The sequence below is a fragment of the Streptomyces seoulensis genome (assembly GCF_022846655.1).
Lineage (GTDB): Bacteria > Actinomycetota > Actinomycetes > Streptomycetales > Streptomycetaceae > Streptomyces.
This window is the reverse complement of sequence record NZ_AP025667.1, coordinates 2,709,615-2,726,093: the sequence shown is the minus strand read 5'-3', so window position 1 is coordinate 2,726,093 and position 16,479 is coordinate 2,709,615. Positions and strand designations below refer to the sequence as shown.

The following is a 16,479-nucleotide window of genomic DNA, read 5'->3' as shown; positions in this document are numbered from 1 at the left end:
GCCCGTTCTCGGGATGACCCCGGCGGACGGAGCGCCGGTGCCGCCGGGGTCAGCTCGACTTCGGCGGCTTCATCGCGTCGAAGGCGAAGAGAGTGTTCTGGTCCGCGGCCACGATCACCACACGCCCCGCGAGGGTAACGCGCGGGCTCGCGCCCCGTTCGCCCGTCAGACCGTCGGCCTGCGGATCCGTCGTCCACAGGAACGTGCCGTCGGTCGGCGACAGCGCGACCACCCGGCCGGTGGCCGAGCTGAAGTACAGCGCGCCGGCTCCCGCCACAGGACCCGACGCGCCCTCCACGCTCGTCTGCCGCGACCATTTCTTCCGGCCGGTCGCGGGGTCGAGCGCCGTGACGAGACCGGTCTGTCCGCTCACGTAGACGGTGCCGTCCACCATGCCGGGCGTCCCCGTGTACGTCCGGGGCAGTCGGGAGTACGTGACCTTCCGCGAGGTCGGGTCGACCCGCGCCAGCCCGTCGTACCCGGCCGACGCCGTTCCCTCCATGTGCTCCTGGAGGAGTACGAGTTTGCCGTCGGCGACGCCCACCGGGACAGCGGGGCCGTCGACGGCGATGGCATCGCCCAGAGTCCCCGAGTCCCGGTCGACCGCGTACAGGGTGGCGTGGCGCGCCAGAGAGGCATCCACCTCGTCGTTCCTGGCGCACATCGCGAACAGTCGCGCGCCCACCGGGACGGGAGCGCACTGGGTGCCCGCGGGAAACGGCGTCCTCCAGGAGACCGCACCACTGTGCGCGTCCCTGGCCTCGAGGCGGGAGTTGGAAGCGTCGACCGTCACAACGGCGGAGCCGGTCACGATGGCGTCCTGCGTACGGCCCGTGACGGCCCGCGACTGGGCGCCGGACGGCGCGGACCACAGCTCCCGGCCCTTGTCCGCGTCGATGGCCACCACCTCTTGGGGAGGGGCCTGCGGGTCCCCCTCGGCGGCGAAGCGGTAGCCGAGCACCGTGTCGTCGGTGGCGCCCACCAGGTACAGGCCCTGGACCGGGACGCCCGAGCTCTTCGCCGTCCACACCTGCGAGCCGTCCGTGGCCCTGATACGGGTCGCGACGACACCGCCGCCCCCGCAGTACACCGCGTCGCCGCGTGCGACACAACGCAGTTCGTCGGGGATGTCCTCGCGGCCGCCCGGCACGGTCTTGCGCCACGGCCTGAAGCCGTCCGGAAGCGCGGCTCCCGACGCCAGCACGCGGTTTCCCTTGTCGCCGTCGCCGTTCCCCCCTGCGCGGACCGCGTTCAGCGCGGCGACTCCCCCGCCGATCGCCGCCACCGCGACCGCGGCCGCGAGCACGGGACGCCATCGGCCGCGCAGGCGGCGGCCGATGAGGGTGCCTGCGCTCCCCGCGTCATGAGCGGCCGGGTCGGCCGGGACGGCCGGCACCGGGGTCGCCCGCGTCGCGGAGTGGTTCTGGGTGATCACGTCGCGAGTGCGGCTGGCACCAGCTCCGTTCGTGTCGGCCCCGCCGAGATCGGACGGCAGGTCCCGCAGCAGCACGAGGAGTTCGTCCACCGAGGGGCGCCCGCTCGGCTCCTTGTCCAGGCACGACTCGACGACCGCGCGCAGAGCGGCCGGCACGGCACCGAGCGACGGCTCCTCGTGCACCACCTGATACGCCGTCATGTGAGGGCTGCCCGCGTCGAAGGGCCCGTGGCCCGTGGCCGCGTACACCAGCAGCGTGCCCAGCGAGAAGACGTCGGACCGCGGCCCCACGCCGCGCGGTGCCTGCAACTGCTCCGGCGACATGAAGGGCGGCGTACCGATGACCCGCCCCGTCATCGTCAGCGTCTCCTGGTCCACGGCACGCGAGATGCCGAAGTCGATGACGCGCGGGCCCTCGGGCGAGAGCACGACGTTCGAGGGCTTCAGGTCACGGTGGACGACCCCCACCCGGTGGATGTCCCGCAGCGCCTCGGCCAGCCCGATGGCGAGCCGCCTGAGCTCGGCCCCGCCCAACGGGCCCGTCGCGGCGAGGTGCTGGGCGAGGGTGGGACCCTCGATGTAGGCCGTGGCCATCCACGGCTGCTCGGCCTCGGGATCGGCGTCCACCACGGCGGCGGTGAAGGCACCACTCACCCGCCGCGCCGCCGCCACCTCCTGCCGGAAACGGATGCGGAACTCGTCGTCCTGCGCGTACTGCTGGTGGATCAGTTTGACCGCGACCGCTCGCCCCGACCCCGTACGGGCCAGGAAGACCGTGCCCATGCCACCCGAGCCGAGACGCGCCTCGAGTGGATAACCACCGATCTCGGCCGGATCACCTGCGCGCAGCGACACTGCCCCGACCTCCCGTTCCCCGTGCACTTCCGTCACCACGGGCCTGCGTATCCGTCCTGCACACAAACTAGCCGTAGGTCGGTACGGCAGGGCGAAGCGGGTGACGTACAGGGATCCTTGGATCGCTCCCCCGTGGTTCCCGCCCAGCACCTCACGCCGCACGAAACCGACCTCGGCCGGCACCACGAGTGCCGTGGCCACGGTCACCGGCTCCGGCACACCGCGTCATTCCGGGGGAAAGCGAAACTCGAACTCGGGACGGTCCCACGGCACGGCGGGCGGGTTCGCCAAGGCGGTCCCGGTCCGCACCGCACCGACGCGGCGGTAGAAGTCCGCTGCGGGAAGATGCGACACGACCTTGACATGGTCGAGCCCGGCGGCACGGGCCTCGGACTCCATGTGCGCGACGAGCAGCCGTCCGATACCCCGTCCCTGCGCCTCGTCGGCGACGAACAGCAGGTCGAGCTCCGGTGGGGTCAGGACGAGCGAGTAGAACCCGAGGACCCGGCCTCCGTCCTCGTCGGCACCGACGGCCACGAAGACGCGGTGGGCCTCGATGTAATCAGGACCGACCCGGTAGCCCGCGACCGCGACCGCGTACTTCCCCTCGTACGCACTGGAGCCACGCACGAGCCGCGTGAGCCGTTTGGCATCCCGCGCGACGGCCCTCCGAATCGTGACCGGCCGGCTGGAAGGGCGTGAACTCATCGGAAGAGTATTTCGCACCGGGGGACGCCTTGGCCAACGAGCCGCCCCCTCTAACTGCGGTTTACTGCCCGAGAGCTGTCCCGTGACTCGGTCATGGCGTGTCAGGGTCGATGCCGCGGGCCCATGGGCCTGGCAGGGGCCGACCGAAGATCTTCCCGCTGACGGGGCGGCCACTCGATACGGAGTGGAGTCAGGGCGGCCGGGCGAGGCAGAGTGGGGCGGTGAGTGAACTGTGGGCACACGCCTTGACGTGGGCAGAGGTGGATCCGGCTCGGCATCCGTTCGGGTTGGACGACGACGCGGCCAAGGAGTTGGCGAGCCTTGTCGCGCCCTTGCTGCCCAGCGCTGAAGTCGCGGCCGACGATCGCTGGCGTTCGCTGGATCCTGTCACCGCGTTCCTGGCGGGCCGGTACGGCCGATGGGCCTGCGGGTGGAACTGGTCGGTCGGTGAGGGTGATGTCGACGGAGGCGTCGTCGAGGCCTGGTGCTGTGCATCCCGCTCCGTGACGACCCCGGATGAGACTGCCCCGCTGGTCGTCCAGGCCCTTCAGGAATGGCGTGACTGGCTGGAGGACCTGACGGAGCGGTTCGCGGCCCTGGCTCCACCGGACGACGCTCCGGCGTCCTCGATGGACGCCAGGCACTGGGAACGGGCGTGCACGCGCCTGGTCACTCTGGTGGCCGACCGCACCCATGCCGAGAGCGGCTGGTACGGGCATTGCACGCAGGTTCTCGGATGGTTTCTCGCCTACCACGGCGTCGAGGAAGATCAGGCCCAGGAGATCATCGAGAAGGCGGTCGGCGGCCGGTTCGACAGTTGGATCGCACCGGACGTCACCACGGTCGACGCGGTGAGCTCGCGGTTCGCCAGAGGCGTGGGCGAAACCATATGACGTCCGGGCCCGGCCAGTTGACCGACAGCCTTGCCGACTGGCTGCGCATCCGGGCGAAGATCGCCTGGCCGTCCTGGCAGGGAGCTGGCCAAGCCGCTGAAGCACCGGCGCGCGACGGCTTCCGGAACTTCTTCACGGCAACGCGCGGCGGACGTGACAGCGAGGGAACCGCGCGAGTCCTGACCGCCCTCGACTCGGCCTTCGCCGATGCGGAGCAGGGCAGGCCGCTGACCTTCGCCCTCATGGCGAAGTGGCAGCGAACCGTGCTGGGCCACGACCTCGTCGGCTTTCGCACGATGCCGGCCTTCGCAAAGGGCGGACGGGAGCGCTACGGCCTCGCCGCCGATACACGGCAACGATTCGAGCACTGTCTGTCCGAGAGCGCTCAACCGGATCTGCCCCTGCCTTCACGTGCCGCCCGGACCTACCTCGACATCCTCTTCTTCCATCCCTTCGAGGACGGCAACGCCCGCGCGGCCATGCTGACGTTGGCCTTCGTCCTGGCCCGCGAAGGCGTCCTCCTCGACCAGGTCCACCCCCTGCAGACCACCCGCTGGGCCGACGACGCGGAAGGCGCGGCTGATCTGGCAGTGCTTCATGGCCGCCAAAGGGTCACCCGAGGAACGACAAGCGAACCCGACGGTTGGGATTGTCCCTGTTCGTGTCCACCAGACACACCGACTGCCACGTACCCAGCTCCAGGCTGCCGCCGATAACCGGCAAGGTCGCGTGGGGCGGGACGATCGCGGGGAGGACGTGGTCGCGGCCGTGGCCGGGGCTGCCGTGGCGGTGCTGCCAGCGGTCGTCGGCCGGGAGCAGGGTGTGCAGGGCGGCGAGCAGGTCGTCGTCACTGCCGGCGCCGGTCTCGATCACGGCGACGCCGCAGGTCGCGTGCGGTACGAAGATGTTGAGCAGGCCATCGCGGCCCGCCGCGACCTCGGCGAGGAAGTGTTCGCACTCCTGAGTGAGGTCCACGACCCGCTCACGGGACCCGGTGGCGACGTCGAGCACGCGCGTGGTGAAGGCATCTGACATGTCTCCATCCTCACCCACCCGCCGCGTTTCACGCCCCTCGGCGCGACCGTTCCGCGATACACGCGGTCCACTGGACGAGACACCGTTGACCGGCGAACGCCCGCCTGGCTACGTTCACCGGCATGTCGCGTTCAGCCCTGCTCACCACGCGCGGTCACATCGACCTGCTGCGGGTGGCCTCCGCCGCGTGTTGCCCCGGCCGCTGACGCCCTTCCCTCGTTCCACCCCCGCCCTTCCTTCGGGCTGCCCCGCGTTCCCCGTACGCCACACGTGACCCTCCGCCGAGCCGGGGCGCCGTGGTGGCGGACGGGCGCACCCTCTTCCCGCTCTCCACCCTGTGGAGCATCCATGAGCATCAGCCATGCCCCGCCCCACCCGGCCGAGGCCCCGCCCGCCGACCCGGAACCCTCCTCCCCCGCCCTGCAACGCCTGGTCCCCGCATCCTCCCGGCGCACCCGGCTCCCCCGCTGGCTGCGCCGCACGACCGGCCCGCTGGTCCTGCTCGTCCTGTGGCAAATCCTCAGCGCCACAGGTGCGTTGACACCCGACGTACTCGCCTCACCGGGCCGCATCGCCCAGGTCGCCGGTGATCTGACAGCCGACGGTTCGCTGCCCTCGGCCATGGCCATCTCGCTGCAACGCGTCGCCGCCGGACTGGTCCTCTGCACGGTGATCGGCACCGGATTGGCTCTGATATCAGGGCTGTTCCGAATCGGCGAAGACGTGGTCGACGCCCCGGTGCAGATGCTGCGGACGGTGCCCTTCGTGGGCCTCATCCCGCTGTTCATCATCTGGTTCGGCATCGGCGAGGCCCCGAAGATCGCCATCATCACCCTGGGGGTGACGTTCCCGCTCTACCTGAACGTCTACGCCGGCATTCGCGGAGTTGACTCCCAACTCATCGAGGCGGGTGAGTCATTGGGGCTCTCCCGCTGGGGTCTCGTCCGCCATGTGGTGCTGCCGGGTGCGCTGCCCGGCGCACTCACCGGCCTGCGCTACTCCCTCGGCATCGCCTGGCTCGCCCTCGTCTTCGCCGAACAGGTCAACGCCGACTCCGGCATCGGCTTCCTGATGGTCCAGGCACGCGACTTCCTGCGCACCGACGTGATCGTCGTCTGCCTGATCGTCTACGCCTTCCTCGGCCTCCTCGCCGACTTCATCGTCCGCTCCCTCGAAAGGCTGTTGCTGCGATGGCGACCGACGTTCACGGGCCGGTGAGCCCCGCGACCACCGGGGTCGCCCAGGCCGTCCATGTCGATGGGCTGACCCGTGCCTTCGACGGCCGTGCCGTCATCGACGATCTCCATCTCGACCTGGCGCCGGGCGAGTTCGTCGCCCTCCTCGGCCGCAGCGGTTGCGGCAAGTCCACGCTGCTCCGGGTCCTCGCCGGGCTCGACCGGGACATCGACGGCACCGTACTGGTCCCCCGTCGTCGTGCGGTCGCCTTCCAGGCACCCCGGCTCATGCCGTGGAAGAGAGTGTGGCGCAACGTCCTGCTGGGTCTGTCGGGCAAGCCCGAACGCGAGCTGGCCGAAGCCGCGTTGGAGGAGGTCGGGCTCGGCCACCGGGTGAACGCCTGGCCCAAGACCCTCTCCGGCGGCGAGGCCCAGCGCGTATCCCTCGCCCGTGCCCTGGTCCGCGAACCCGATCTCCTTCTGCTCGACGAGCCGTTCGGCGCGCTGGACGCGTTGACCCGTATCAACGCCCAGCGTCTTGTCGGCGAGTTGTGGCAGCGCCGGGGCTGCGCGGTGCTGCTGGTCACGCATGACGTGGAAGAGGCCGTGCTGCTCGCCGACCGTGTCCTGGTGATGGACGGCGGCCGTATCGCCCACGAGGAGCGCGTCGATCTCGACCGGCCGCGCGACCTCACCGACCCCCGCTTCGCCGCGATCCGCGCCGACCTGCTGGCGCGGCTCGGTGTCACGCCGACGGCCGAAGCGGCCTGAGTCGCCCCTCCCGCTCACCCCCTCGCACCATGAACGGAACCTTCATGCGCCGACTCTTGGTCCCCGCAGCGCTGCTACTTCCCCTGACCCTCCTGCTCACCTCCTGCGGCGGGAACTCCGCCGCCGACACGGGCGCCCGGATCGACGGCTCGGGCTCCGTCACCCTCTCCGTCGGCGACCAGAAGGGCGGCTCCGAGGCCATCCTGCGGGCCGCCGGGGAGCTGAAGAACCTGGACTACCGGATCAAGTGGTCGACCTTCACCTCCGGGCCACCCCTACTGGAGGCGGTCAACGCCAAAGCCGTGGACATAGGCGGCGTCGGCAACACCCCGCCCGTCTTCGCGGCGGGCGCCGACTCCAAGATCGCGGTGGTGGCCGCCTGGCACGGCACGTCCCGGGGCGACGCCATCCTCGTCCCGAACGGCTCGGCGCTGACCGGCCCGAAGCAGCTCAAGGGCAAGTCCGTGGCCGTGGCCCAGGGCTCCTCCGCCCACTACCAACTCGTCGCCTCGCTCGAAGCGGCCGGCCTCCGCCTGAAGGACATCAAGGTCAAGTACCTCCAGCCGGCCGACGCCCTCGCCGCGTTCAACTCCGGCAAGGTCGACGCCTGGGCGGTCTGGGACCCGTACACCTCGCAGGTCCTCCAGAGCAGGCAGGGCCGGGTCCTCACCACGGGCGACGGTGTCACCAACGGGCTCTCCTTCCAGGTCGCCTCGCCCGGCGCGCTGCGGAACCCGAAGAAGGCCGCCGCCGTCAAGGACTACCTCTCCCGGCTGCGGCGCGCGCAGGACTGGGTGCACGGACATCAGGAGGAGTGGGCCAAGGTGTGGGCGAAGGACACCGGGCTGCCGTACGAGGTGGCGCTGGCGTCCGTACGCCGCACCAACGCGACCCGCGTCTCCGTCGCCGTGGACAAGCCTCTCGTGGCCTCCGAGCAGAAGATCGCCGACGCCTTCACCGAACTGAACCTCATCCCGAAGAAGGTCGACTTCGGCGATTTCGTCGACCCGCGTTTCAACGGCGCCCTGCCGCCCTCGACCACTCCGGCCAAGCACTGACACGGGAGGTTCCCCCATGACCGTACGACTGCACTGGTTCCTGCCGACCGGCGGCGACGGCCGCACCCTGGTCGACCGGCACGCCTACGGTTCCAACATCGGCCGCGAGACCCGCGGCCTGCGTACCCCCGACATCGAGTACCTGGCGCAGATAGCCAAGGCGGCCGAGCAGTTGGGCTTCGAGGCGGTGCTGACCCCGACCGGCACCTGGTGCGAGGACGCGTGGCTGACCACGGTGGCGCTCGCGCAGCACACCGAGCGCCTGAAGTTCCTGGTGGCCTTCCGCCCCGGACTGCTCTCGCCCACCCTGGCCGCCCAGATGGCGGCGACCTACCAGCGGCTGACCCGCGGGCGGCTCCTGCTCAATGTCGTCACCGGAGGTGACTCCGCCGAACAACGCCGCTTCGGCGACCACCTCGACCACGACCGGCGCTACGAACGCACCGACGAGTTCCTGTCCGTCGTGCGCGGTGTCTGGCGGGGCGAGCCGTACGACTTCCACGGCGCCCACTACGAGGTGGACGGCGGCCTCACCTCCCTGCCGCCGGACCCGGTGCCGGAGGTGTTCTTCGGCGGCTCCTCCCAGGCCGCGGGACCGGTCGCCGCCCGCCACGCCGACGTGTACCTGACCTGGGGCGAGCCCCCGGCCCAGGTGAAGGAGAAGATCGACTGGATTCGCTCACTGGCCGAGCGGGAGGGGCGCACGGTCCGCTTCGGTATCCGGCTGCACACCATCTCCCGCGACTCCTCCGCCGACGCGTGGTCGACCGCGAACCGGCTGCTGGACGACCTGGACGCCGACACCATCGCCGCCGCCCAGGCGGCCCTGGGGCGCAGCGAGTCGGTCGGCCAGCGGCGGATGCTGGATCTGCACGGCGGCTCCCGTGACCAGTTGGAGATCTACCCCAACCTCTGGGCAGGCGTAGGCCTGGTCCGGGGCGGCGCGGGCACCGCGCTGGTCGGCAGCCACGGGGAGGTCGCGGACCTGATCGAGGAGTACCACGCCCTCGGCGTCGAACACTTCGTGCTCTCCGGATATCCGCATCTGGAGGAGGCGTACTGGTTCGGCGAGGGTGTGATCCCCGAACTGGCCGCCCGCGGGCTGCTGACCACCGACACGGCATCCCGGACCACCGGCCGGCCTGCCCCGATCCTGGTCGCCCGCGGCCGCTGAGCCGACAGGCCACCGCTCACCACCGGCCGCCCCGGCAGCTCACCGGGGCGGCTGCGTGACCGGGCTCTGACTGGAACTCCCGGACGGCTTGGCCGACCGGGCAGCGGCCTTCTGGTACGCGTTGAAGTCGGCCACGTTGCGCAGGTGCTGGGTGTAGTCGGCGGTGAAGCGGGTGTCTCCAGGCTTGACGGTGACGAAGTACAGCCAGTCCCCCTTCGGCGGGTTGGTGACCGCCCGCATGGCGTCCTCGCCGGGGTTGTCGATCGGCGTGGGCGGCAACCCCATGCGCTGGTAGGAGTTGTACGGGCTCTCGATCCGGGTGTCGTCGATGCTGGTGTGGATGGTGTTGCGCTTCATGGCGTAGTTGAGGGTGGAGTCCATCTGGAGGGGCATCCCGCGCTCCAGCCGGTTGAAGACGACGCGGGCGACCTTCCCCATGTCGCTCTTCGTGGCGGCCTCGGCCTGGACGATGCTGGCGACGGTCACGGCCTCGTAGACGTTCATCGCGTTTCGCTGCGCTCCGGCCGCGACCGGTGCGCCGTCGAACCTCTGGTTGGCCGTCTCGACCATGTGACGGAGCAGTGACTCGGCGGTGATGCCGTCGGTGAGGGTGTAGGTCGCCGGGAACAGGTAACCCTCCGGGTTTCCCTCGGCGGCGGACGCCAGTTTCAGGCCCGCCCTGGCGACGGACTTGCGGGCACTGCCGGGCGGCAGTGCGAGCGCCTTGTCGACCGCTTTGTAGATCTGGCTCGCGCGCCAGCCCTCCGGGATGACCAGAGTGGCGGGCTTGTCGTCCTCGAGCGCCGCCAGGGTCAGCGGCACCGCCACGGCGGTGCCGGTCAGGACGGCACCGACCCCGACGAGGGCGAGCCTGCCCCGGCGCGTCAGTCGCATCATGCTCCGTGACGGAGTCTTCGTCTGCATGCGGGCACGGTATTACGTATATGACCTCAAACCCGACATATCTTCAGCTTGTCGGCTTTGATTGCCCGTCACGTTCGACTGTCAGCTCATGGGTTCGAGCTGGGCGTCCCGGCGCACCAGCGCCGCATAGCGTCCGTCGCGCGCCAGCAGTTCGTCGTGCGTGCCCAGTTCGGCCACACGGCCGGAGTCGAGGACGGCTATCTGGTCGGCGTCCCGGACAGTCGAGAGCCGGTGGGCGATGGTGACGGTCGTCCGGTCGGCCGACAGGGCGTCGATCGCGTCCTGGACCGCCGCCTCGGTGCGGGTGTCGAGAGCGCTGGTCGCCTCGTCGAGGATGAGCACGGGCGGGTCGCGCAGGATGGTGCGGGCGATCGCCAGGCGTTGTTTCTCCCCGCCGGAGAACCGGTGACCGCGCTCGCCGACGATCGTGTCGTAGCCGTCCGGTAGCGCGGTGATGTGGTCGTGGATCTGGGCGGCGCGGGCCGCCGTCCGCAGTTCGTCGTCGGTGGCGTCGGGCTTGGCGAAGCGGAGGTTGTCGGCGACGGAAGCGTGGAAGAGGTAGGTCTCCTGCGCGACGACACCGACGGCACGGGCGAGGGTGTCGAAGTCGAGATCGCGGACATCCACGCCGTCCACGGTGACGCGGCCCCCGGTGACGTCGTAGAGCCGGGGCACCAGACATCCGAACGTCGACTTGCCGGCGCCGGTCGGCCCCACGACGGCGAGGCTGCCCCCGGCGGGGACGACGAGGTCGATGCCGTCGAGGACGGGGCCGCTCTTGTCGTCGTACCGGAACTCGACCCCCTCGAAGCGGACCTCCCCCTTGATCTCGTCGAGATGGACGGGGTCCACGCGTTCGGTGATGTCGATGGGCAGGTCGAGGTACTCGAAGATGCGCTGGAACAGCGCGAGGGACGCCTGGATCTGGACGCCGGTGGACAGCAGGCTGACGGCGGGCCGGAACAGGCCCTGCTGGAGCGAGACGAAGGCGACGAGTGTGCCCAGCGAGACTTCGGGGCCGCCGAACTGGAGGGCCACGCCTGCGGCCCAGTAGATGAACGCGGGCATCGCCGCCATGACGATCGTGATCACCGCCATGCGCCAGCGGCCCGCCATGCTCGCCCTGACCTCGAGGTCGACCAGGCGCTCGGACTCCTCGGCGAAGCCTGCGGTCAGCGAGTCGGAGCGACCCATGGTGCGGCCGAGCAGGATGCCGCTGACGGACAGCGACTCGGTGACGGTGGCGGCCATCACCGCCATCTGTTTCTGCCGCCGGGTGGTGATTCTCTTGCGCTCGTCGCCGACGCGGCGGCTGATCCAGACGAACACCGGGAGCAGGAGCAGCGAGACGATCGTGAGCCGCCAGTCCAGGGCGACCATCGCGACGATCGTGGCGACCACGCTGGTGGTGTTGGAGACCAGGGAGGTGGCGGTGGAGGTGACGGTGGCCTGCATGCCGCCGATGTCGTTGGCGATGCGGGACTGCACCTCGCCGGTGCGCGTGCGGGTGAAGAAGGCGAGGGACATCCGCTGGAGGCGGCCGTAGACGGCGGTGCGGAGGTCGTGCATGACGCGCTGGCCGACGGTGGTCGAGATCAGCGTCTGGAGGACTCCGAAGACGCTGGAGAGGACCGCGCTGAGGATCATGCCGAGCGCGAGCAGGCTCAGCAGTCCGGTACGACCCTGCGGGATGGCGACGTCGAGGATCTCCCGCAGCAGGAAGGGCGTGGCCACCGAGACCAGCGAGGAGGCGCCGACCAGCAGGCCGACGACCGCGAGCCGACCACGATAGGGGCGGAAGAGCTTGAGGATGCGGCGCACCTGCCGGGGTTGCTCCCCGGCGTCCGGTGGCGGCGTCCAGGACGTTTCTCGTTCGGGACTCAAAGGACTCCTACGGAAGTGAGAAGGGCCGGTCCGAGGGAGGGCCGACTCCGGATCATTGATCATAGCTCATTGTTACCTTTACTCACAATGAATGGGGTCCTGATATTGTTCCCGCATGACGACCCCAGATCCCGAGGGTGTGCTCGCAGAGCAGTTGCTGCGGCTGACCCGCCGGGTGCACCGCATCCAGAAGCGCCACCTCGAATGGCGCGATCTGGGCGTCACCCCCGCTCAGTCCCGCCTGCTGCGCACCCTCGCGCACTACGACTCACCTCCCCGCATGGCCGATCTCGCCGAGCGCCTCGAAGTGGTGCCGCGCGCGGTGACGACCCTGGTCGACGGCCTCGAGGCGCACGGCAAGGTCCGACGGGTGCCGGACCCGTCCAACCGGCGGGTCACCCGGATCGAGCTGACCGCCGAGGGCCGCGCCACCCTGGGCGAACTTCGCGGAGTGCGCCGCTCCGCCGCCGAGGAGATCCTCGCTCCGCTGACCGAGAAGGAGCGGCAGGTGCTCGGCGTCCTGCTGGACACCCTCGTCGACGGTGACACCACGAAGCGGTGAATTCCTCCCCCTTCGTCCTCACTTTCATCCCCACGTCCTCGACCTGCGCGTAGCTGGGCGACGGCACGTGGCCGGAACCCGGTGATTGTCGTGTCACACCGGGAAAACCGTTTGAAATTCCCCTCCCCGCAAGGCGAACCTTTCACGGCTTGCCGCCACCTCCAGGTGTCGCCGCAGCCTGCCCTTCCCTGACACGAGCCACTGGGACGCCATGCAGATCCAAGACCTTCCCTATTCAGATCCAGGCGTACCGGACGCGCGTTCCGGCCCCCGCTTGCTGTGGTGGCTCGGGCGTAACCAGTTGGGCGGCCAGTGCAGGGCGCTGCTGTGGGGCGTGCTGCACTTCGTCTCCGTCTGCGCGCTGCCGTTCTGTATCGGCGTGGCCGTCCAGGCGGCCGTCGACCACTCCGCCGCCCGGCTCGTCCTGACGGGCGGCCTGATGCTGGTGTGCGGTACGGCCATCGCGCTGGGCGACACCTTCCTGCACCGCGCCGCGGTCACCAACTGGATCACGGCGGCCGCCCGGCTCCAGCAACTGCTGGGCCGCAAGGCCGCGCACCTCGGCTCCGCGCTGACCCGGCGGGTCGCGGCGGGCGAAGTGGTCACCGTTTCCACGGGTGACGTCGAGAAGATCGGGTGGTTCGTCGAGGCGGTGTCCCGCTTCACCGCAGCCGCGGTGACGGTCGTGGCGGTCTGTGTCGCGCTGGTGGTCTACCAGCCCGCTCTGGGGTTGGTCGTCGCCGTGGGCATGCCGGTCGTCGCGCTGGCGGCGCTGCCCCTGCTGCCTCGGGCCACGAGCCGCGCCGACGTCCAGCGCGAGAAGGCCGGCCGCGCCACCGAGCTGGCCTCCGACACCGTGGCCGGACTGCGGGTGCTGCGGGGCATCGGCGGCGAGGAACTGTTCCTCGACCGCTACCGCCACGCCTCACAGGAGGTACGCCACGCGGCCGTGCGCAGCGCCCGGATGTGGTCGGTCATCTCCGCCCTCCAGGTGCTGCTGCCGGGTCTGCTGCTGATCGTGGTCGTCCTGCGCGGTGTGCAGTTGGCCCGCGAGGGCCGGATCACGGTCGGTGAACTCGTCACCGTCTACAGCGCGGTCATGATCGTCAACTATCCGCTGCGGCACTTCGTCGAGATCGCCATGGCGTACTCCTTCTCGCGGCCGTCCGCCCAACGTGCCGCGCGGGTGCTGTCGTTGGAACGCCCCACGGACACCACGGGTTCGCGCGCGACCGGGGTTCCGGAGGGCGATCTGTCCGACCCGGCCACCGGCCTGCTCGCCCCTTCCCCGGGGTTCACCGCGGTGGTGTGCGGCGACCCGGACATGGCAGGCCGCCTCGCGGATCGCCTGGGCGGCCATCCCGCCGAGCCCGGCCCGTCGGTGCTGCTCGGCGGAGTGCCACTGGACGAGCTTCCTCTCGACCACGCCCGCACCGCCGTCCTGGTCCAGGACAAGGACCCGGTACTGCTGTCCGGCACCTTGCGCGAACTGCTCGACGTACCCGCCTCCGGCGCCGTCCGCGCCGAAGACGCGTTGGCGGCCGCACAGTGCGCGGACGTCCTGGACGCCCTGGTGCAGGGGTCGCTGGACGCGTCCGACCCGATGGACGCGCAGATCACCGAACGCGGACGCTCCCTGTCCGGCGGCCAGCGGCAGCGTCTCGCCCTCGCCCGCTCCCTCGTCGCCGACCCGGAGGTCCTGGTGCTGGACGAACCGACCTCCGCCGTGGACTCGCACACCGAGGCGCGAATCGCGGACGGGCTGAGCCGACTCCGCTCGGGCCGGACGACCGTCGTGCTCACCTCCTCCCCGCTGCTCCTGGACCGCGCGGACCGAGTCGTCTTCCTCCATGACGGCGTGGTCGCGGCGACCGGCACCCACCGGGAGCTGATCGGCACCGACCCCCGGTACCGCGCCGTCGTGACGCGCGAGACCGATGACGAGCAGCGCGAGGCAGCCGCCAGGGACACCTCCGCCCCGCCGTCCTCGCGGGAACGACCTGGCCTCACCGACGGAGCCGCTCTCCTGGGCGCTCTCGAACCGCTCGAAGAGATCGAGGAGAGCGCATGATCGGCGTAGCACCACCGGCCCACGACCCGGCGGCCCCGACGACCGCCACCACCCTGCCCGTCGGCGCGGCGGCGACGGTGCGCGACTACGTGACGGAACTCTTCCGCCGCCATCGTCGGGCCTTCCTCCTGCTCATCGGCGTCAACACGGTCGCGGTCGTCGCCTCCATGGTGGGCCCGTACCTGCTCGGCGGCTTGGTCGAGCGCGTGGCCGACCGGGCGCAGAACCTCCAATTGGGCCTGACAGTCGGGCTCTTCCTCCTCGCACTGGTCGTACAGGCGCTCTTCACCCTGCAAGTACGCCTGCAAGGCGCGATGCTGGGCGAGCGGATGCTGGCCGACCTGCGCGAGGACTTCCTGATCCGTTCGGTGCGACTGCCGCCGGGCGTGCTGGAACGGGCCGGCACGGGCGACCTGCTCTCCCGCATCACCACCGACATCGACCGCCTGTCCAACGCCATGCGGGAAGCCGTTCCCCAGTTGGCCATCGGGTTCGTGTGGGCGCTTCTGCTGCTCGGCGGACTCGTCGTGACGGCCCCGCCGCTCGCGGCAGCGGTCCTCCTCGCCGTGCCGGTGCTGGTGGCCGGGTGCCGCTGGTACTTCAAGCGCGCCCCTTCCGGTTACCGCTCGGAGGCCGCCGGGTACGCGGCCGTCGCCGCCGCCCTCGCGGAGACCGTGGACGCCGGCCGCACCATCGAGGCCCACCGCCTGGGCGCTCGCCGGGTGTCCCTCTCGGATCAGCGGATCAAGGAGTGGACGGCCTGGGAGCGGTACACCCTGTGGCTCCGCTCGGTGCTGTTCCCCGTGATCAACGCCGTCCACGTCATCGTGCTGGGCTCCGCCCTCATGGTCGGCGGATTCTTCGTCCTGCGGGGCTGGATGGACGTGGGGCAGCTCACCACGGGCGCGCTGATCGCCCAGATGCTGGTCGACCCGATCAACCTGATCCTGCGCTGGTACGACGAGGTGCAGGTCGCCCAGGTGTCGCTGGCCCGGCTCGTCGGAGTACGGGACATCGAGCCCGACGCCGGCGACGCGTCGCTGGTGCCGGACGGGCGTCATGTGCACGCGGACCGGGTGCACTTCGCCTACCGCGAGGGCGTCGACGTGCTGCGCGAGGTGTCCCTGCGGGTCGCTCCGGGCACCCGGCTCGCCCTGGTCGGCCCTTCGGGCGCGGGCAAGTCCACGCTGGGCAGGCTGCTCGCCGGTGTCTACGCCCCTCGGGACGGCCGGGTCACCCTGGGCGGCGCGGAGCTGTCCGGAATGCCCGCCGAGCGCGTCCGCTCGCATGTCGCACTCGTCAACCAGGAGCATCACGTCTTCGTCGGCTCCCTTCGCGACAACCTCCTGCTGGCCCGCACCGAGGCACGTGACGCCGAGCTGTGGGCGGCGCTGGGCGCGGTGGACGCCGACACCTGGGCGCAGGCGCTGGACGCGGGGCTCGACACCGAGGTCGGTTCGGGAGGTCTGCCTCTGACCCCGGCACAGGCCCAGCAGATCGCGCTGGCCCGGCTGGTGCTGGCCGACCCGCACACGCTGGTGCTGGACGAGGCGACCTCGCTCCTCGATCCGCGCGCGGCCCGCCACCTGGAGCGTTCGCTGTCCCGTGTCCTCGACGGGCGCACGGTGGTCGCCATCGCTCACCGCCTGCACACCGCCCACGACGCCGATGTGATCGCGGTCGTCGAGGACGGCCGCATCAGTGAGCTGGGCAGCCATGACGACCTGGTCGCGGCGGACGGAGCCTACGCGGCACTCTGGCGTTCGTGGCACGGGTGAGCGGTGACCCGCCGGGCCAGGGCGGAGCGCGGCACAGAGCCGGCTGAGGCTGCGCGGCGGGCGGGCCCCCACCCGGCTCGCCCCCGCCGCACAGTGTTGCCGTTGCGAGGTCCCGAACCGGAGTGGAAGGCTGGATGAAGGCACAGGGCCCGGAAT

15 protein-coding genes are annotated in these 16,479 nt (G+C 70.8%); 9 read left to right on the top strand and 6 right to left on the bottom strand.

Features of this window, described 5'->3' with window-relative positions; genetic code table 11:
• Positions 1–49 precede the first annotated feature (49 nt).
• Together HEK131_RS12695 and HEK131_RS12690 are read right to left on the bottom strand one after the other, a co-directional pair.
• A complete protein-coding gene (locus tag HEK131_RS12695) occupies positions 50–2,290 on the bottom strand; it encodes a serine/threonine-protein kinase (RefSeq protein WP_244335039.1) in 2,241 nt (746 codons plus the stop codon).
• A 225-nt stretch (positions 2,291–2,515) separates the two neighbouring features.
• Positions 2,516–2,998, bottom strand: coding sequence for a GNAT family N-acetyltransferase (locus HEK131_RS12690; protein ID WP_244335037.1), 483 nt, complete (start codon positions 2,996–2,998; stop codon positions 2,516–2,518).
• Positions 2,999–3,219: 221 nt separating this feature from the next.
• Between HEK131_RS12690 and HEK131_RS12685 the strand changes: the two genes are divergently transcribed.
• Complete coding sequence (locus HEK131_RS12685; RefSeq protein WP_244335035.1) at positions 3,220–3,891, top strand: hypothetical protein; 672 nt, start codon at positions 3,220–3,222, stop codon at positions 3,889–3,891.
• A gap of 407 nt (positions 3,892–4,298) precedes the next feature.
• Here HEK131_RS12685 and HEK131_RS30285 read toward each other — a convergent pair whose 3' ends face one another.
• Complete coding sequence (locus HEK131_RS30285; RefSeq protein ID WP_432215625.1) at positions 4,299–4,490, bottom strand: hypothetical protein; 192 nt, start codon at positions 4,488–4,490, stop codon at positions 4,299–4,301.
• A 13-nt stretch (positions 4,491–4,503) separates the two neighbouring features.
• The gene (locus HEK131_RS12675) at positions 4,504–4,926 is read right to left on the bottom strand and encodes a YjbQ family protein (protein WP_244335033.1); all 423 of its coding nucleotides are present in this window, start codon (positions 4,924–4,926) and stop codon (positions 4,504–4,506) included.
• Positions 4,927–5,048: 122 nt separating this feature from the next.
• Between HEK131_RS12675 and HEK131_RS30280 the strand changes: the two genes are divergently transcribed.
• The 5 genes from HEK131_RS30280 (at position 5,049) to HEK131_RS12655 (ending at position 9,104) form a co-directional block, all read left to right on the top strand.
• Entirely contained in the window at positions 5,049–5,132 is an 84-nt protein-coding gene (locus HEK131_RS30280; protein ID WP_374201501.1) for a putative leader peptide, read from the top strand.
• A 142-nt stretch (positions 5,133–5,274) separates the two neighbouring features.
• Complete coding sequence (locus tag HEK131_RS12670) at positions 5,275–6,144, top strand: ABC transporter permease (protein ID WP_244335031.1); 870 nt, start codon at positions 5,275–5,277, stop codon at positions 6,142–6,144.
• Positions 6,117–6,872, top strand: a complete 756-nt coding sequence (locus tag HEK131_RS12665) for an ABC transporter ATP-binding protein (RefSeq protein WP_244335029.1) — start codon at positions 6,117–6,119, stop codon at positions 6,870–6,872. Before HEK131_RS12670 ends, HEK131_RS12665 begins: the two co-directional genes overlap by 28 nt.
• Before the next feature lie 44 nt (positions 6,873–6,916).
• Positions 6,917–7,930 carry an ABC transporter substrate-binding protein gene (locus tag HEK131_RS12660; protein ID WP_244335026.1) on the top strand — a complete coding sequence of 338 codons (1,014 nt, stop codon included), beginning with the start codon at positions 6,917–6,919 and terminating at the stop codon, positions 7,928–7,930.
• Positions 7,931–7,946: 16 nt separating this feature from the next.
• On the top strand, positions 7,947–9,104 hold the full coding sequence (locus tag HEK131_RS12655; RefSeq protein ID WP_244335024.1) for an LLM class flavin-dependent oxidoreductase: 1,158 nt from the start codon (positions 7,947–7,949) through the stop codon (positions 9,102–9,104).
• A 39-nt stretch (positions 9,105–9,143) separates the two neighbouring features.
• On the opposite strand, the gene mltG is transcribed toward HEK131_RS12655, so the two are convergent.
• A complete protein-coding gene (gene mltG / locus HEK131_RS12650; RefSeq protein ID WP_244335022.1) occupies positions 9,144–10,028 on the bottom strand; it encodes an endolytic transglycosylase MltG in 885 nt (294 codons plus the stop codon).
• An 81-nt stretch (positions 10,029–10,109) separates the two neighbouring features.
• Positions 10,110–11,912, bottom strand: a complete 1,803-nt coding sequence (locus tag HEK131_RS12645) for an ABC transporter ATP-binding protein (RefSeq protein ID WP_244335020.1) — start codon at positions 11,910–11,912, stop codon at positions 10,110–10,112.
• A 115-nt stretch (positions 11,913–12,027) separates the two neighbouring features.
• On the opposite strand from HEK131_RS12645, the gene HEK131_RS12640 reads away from it, so the two are divergent.
• The 3 genes from HEK131_RS12640 (at position 12,028) to HEK131_RS12630 (ending at position 16,323) form a co-directional block, all read left to right on the top strand.
• A complete protein-coding gene (locus HEK131_RS12640) occupies positions 12,028–12,474 on the top strand; it encodes a MarR family winged helix-turn-helix transcriptional regulator (RefSeq protein WP_217463988.1) in 447 nt (148 codons plus the stop codon).
• Positions 12,475–12,685: 211 nt separating this feature from the next.
• Positions 12,686–14,545 (top strand): ABC transporter transmembrane domain-containing protein, encoded by a 1,860-nt coding sequence (locus tag HEK131_RS12635; protein WP_244335018.1) that lies wholly within the window; start codon positions 12,686–12,688, stop codon positions 14,543–14,545.
• Positions 14,542–16,323, top strand: a complete 1,782-nt coding sequence (locus HEK131_RS12630) for an ABC transporter ATP-binding protein (RefSeq protein ID WP_244335016.1) — start codon at positions 14,542–14,544, stop codon at positions 16,321–16,323. The genes HEK131_RS12635 and HEK131_RS12630 overlap by 4 nt, the downstream gene beginning before the upstream one ends.
• Positions 16,324–16,479 lie beyond the last annotated feature (156 nt).

Excerpts from the sequence above, each read along its gene's own strand:
- HEK131_RS12630 (WP_244335016.1), top strand. The coding sequence starts at position 14,542 with ATGATCGGCGTAGCACCACCGGCCCACGACCCGGCGGCCCCGACGACC.
- mltG (WP_244335022.1), bottom strand. The coding sequence starts at position 10,028 with ATGCAGACGAAGACTCCGTCACGGAGCATGATGCGACTGACGCGCCGG.
- HEK131_RS30285 (WP_432215625.1), bottom strand. The coding sequence starts at position 4,490 with ATGAAGCACTGCCAGATCAGCCGCGCCTTCCGCGTCGTCGGCCCAGCG.
- HEK131_RS12660 (WP_244335026.1), top strand. The coding sequence starts at position 6,917 with ATGCGCCGACTCTTGGTCCCCGCAGCGCTGCTACTTCCCCTGACCCTC.
- HEK131_RS12665 (WP_244335029.1), top strand. The coding sequence starts at position 6,117 with ATGGCGACCGACGTTCACGGGCCGGTGAGCCCCGCGACCACCGGGGTC.
- HEK131_RS12635 (WP_244335018.1), top strand. The coding sequence starts at position 12,686 with ATGCAGATCCAAGACCTTCCCTATTCAGATCCAGGCGTACCGGACGCG.
- HEK131_RS12670 (WP_244335031.1), top strand. The coding sequence starts at position 5,275 with ATGAGCATCAGCCATGCCCCGCCCCACCCGGCCGAGGCCCCGCCCGCC.
- HEK131_RS12655 (WP_244335024.1), top strand. The coding sequence starts at position 7,947 with ATGACCGTACGACTGCACTGGTTCCTGCCGACCGGCGGCGACGGCCGC.
- HEK131_RS12690 (WP_244335037.1), bottom strand. The coding sequence starts at position 2,998 with ATGAGTTCACGCCCTTCCAGCCGGCCGGTCACGATTCGGAGGGCCGTC.
- HEK131_RS12640 (WP_217463988.1), top strand. The coding sequence starts at position 12,028 with ATGACGACCCCAGATCCCGAGGGTGTGCTCGCAGAGCAGTTGCTGCGG.
- HEK131_RS12675 (WP_244335033.1), bottom strand. The coding sequence starts at position 4,926 with ATGTCAGATGCCTTCACCACGCGCGTGCTCGACGTCGCCACCGGGTCC.
- HEK131_RS30280 (WP_374201501.1), top strand. The coding sequence starts at position 5,049 with ATGTCGCGTTCAGCCCTGCTCACCACGCGCGGTCACATCGACCTGCTG.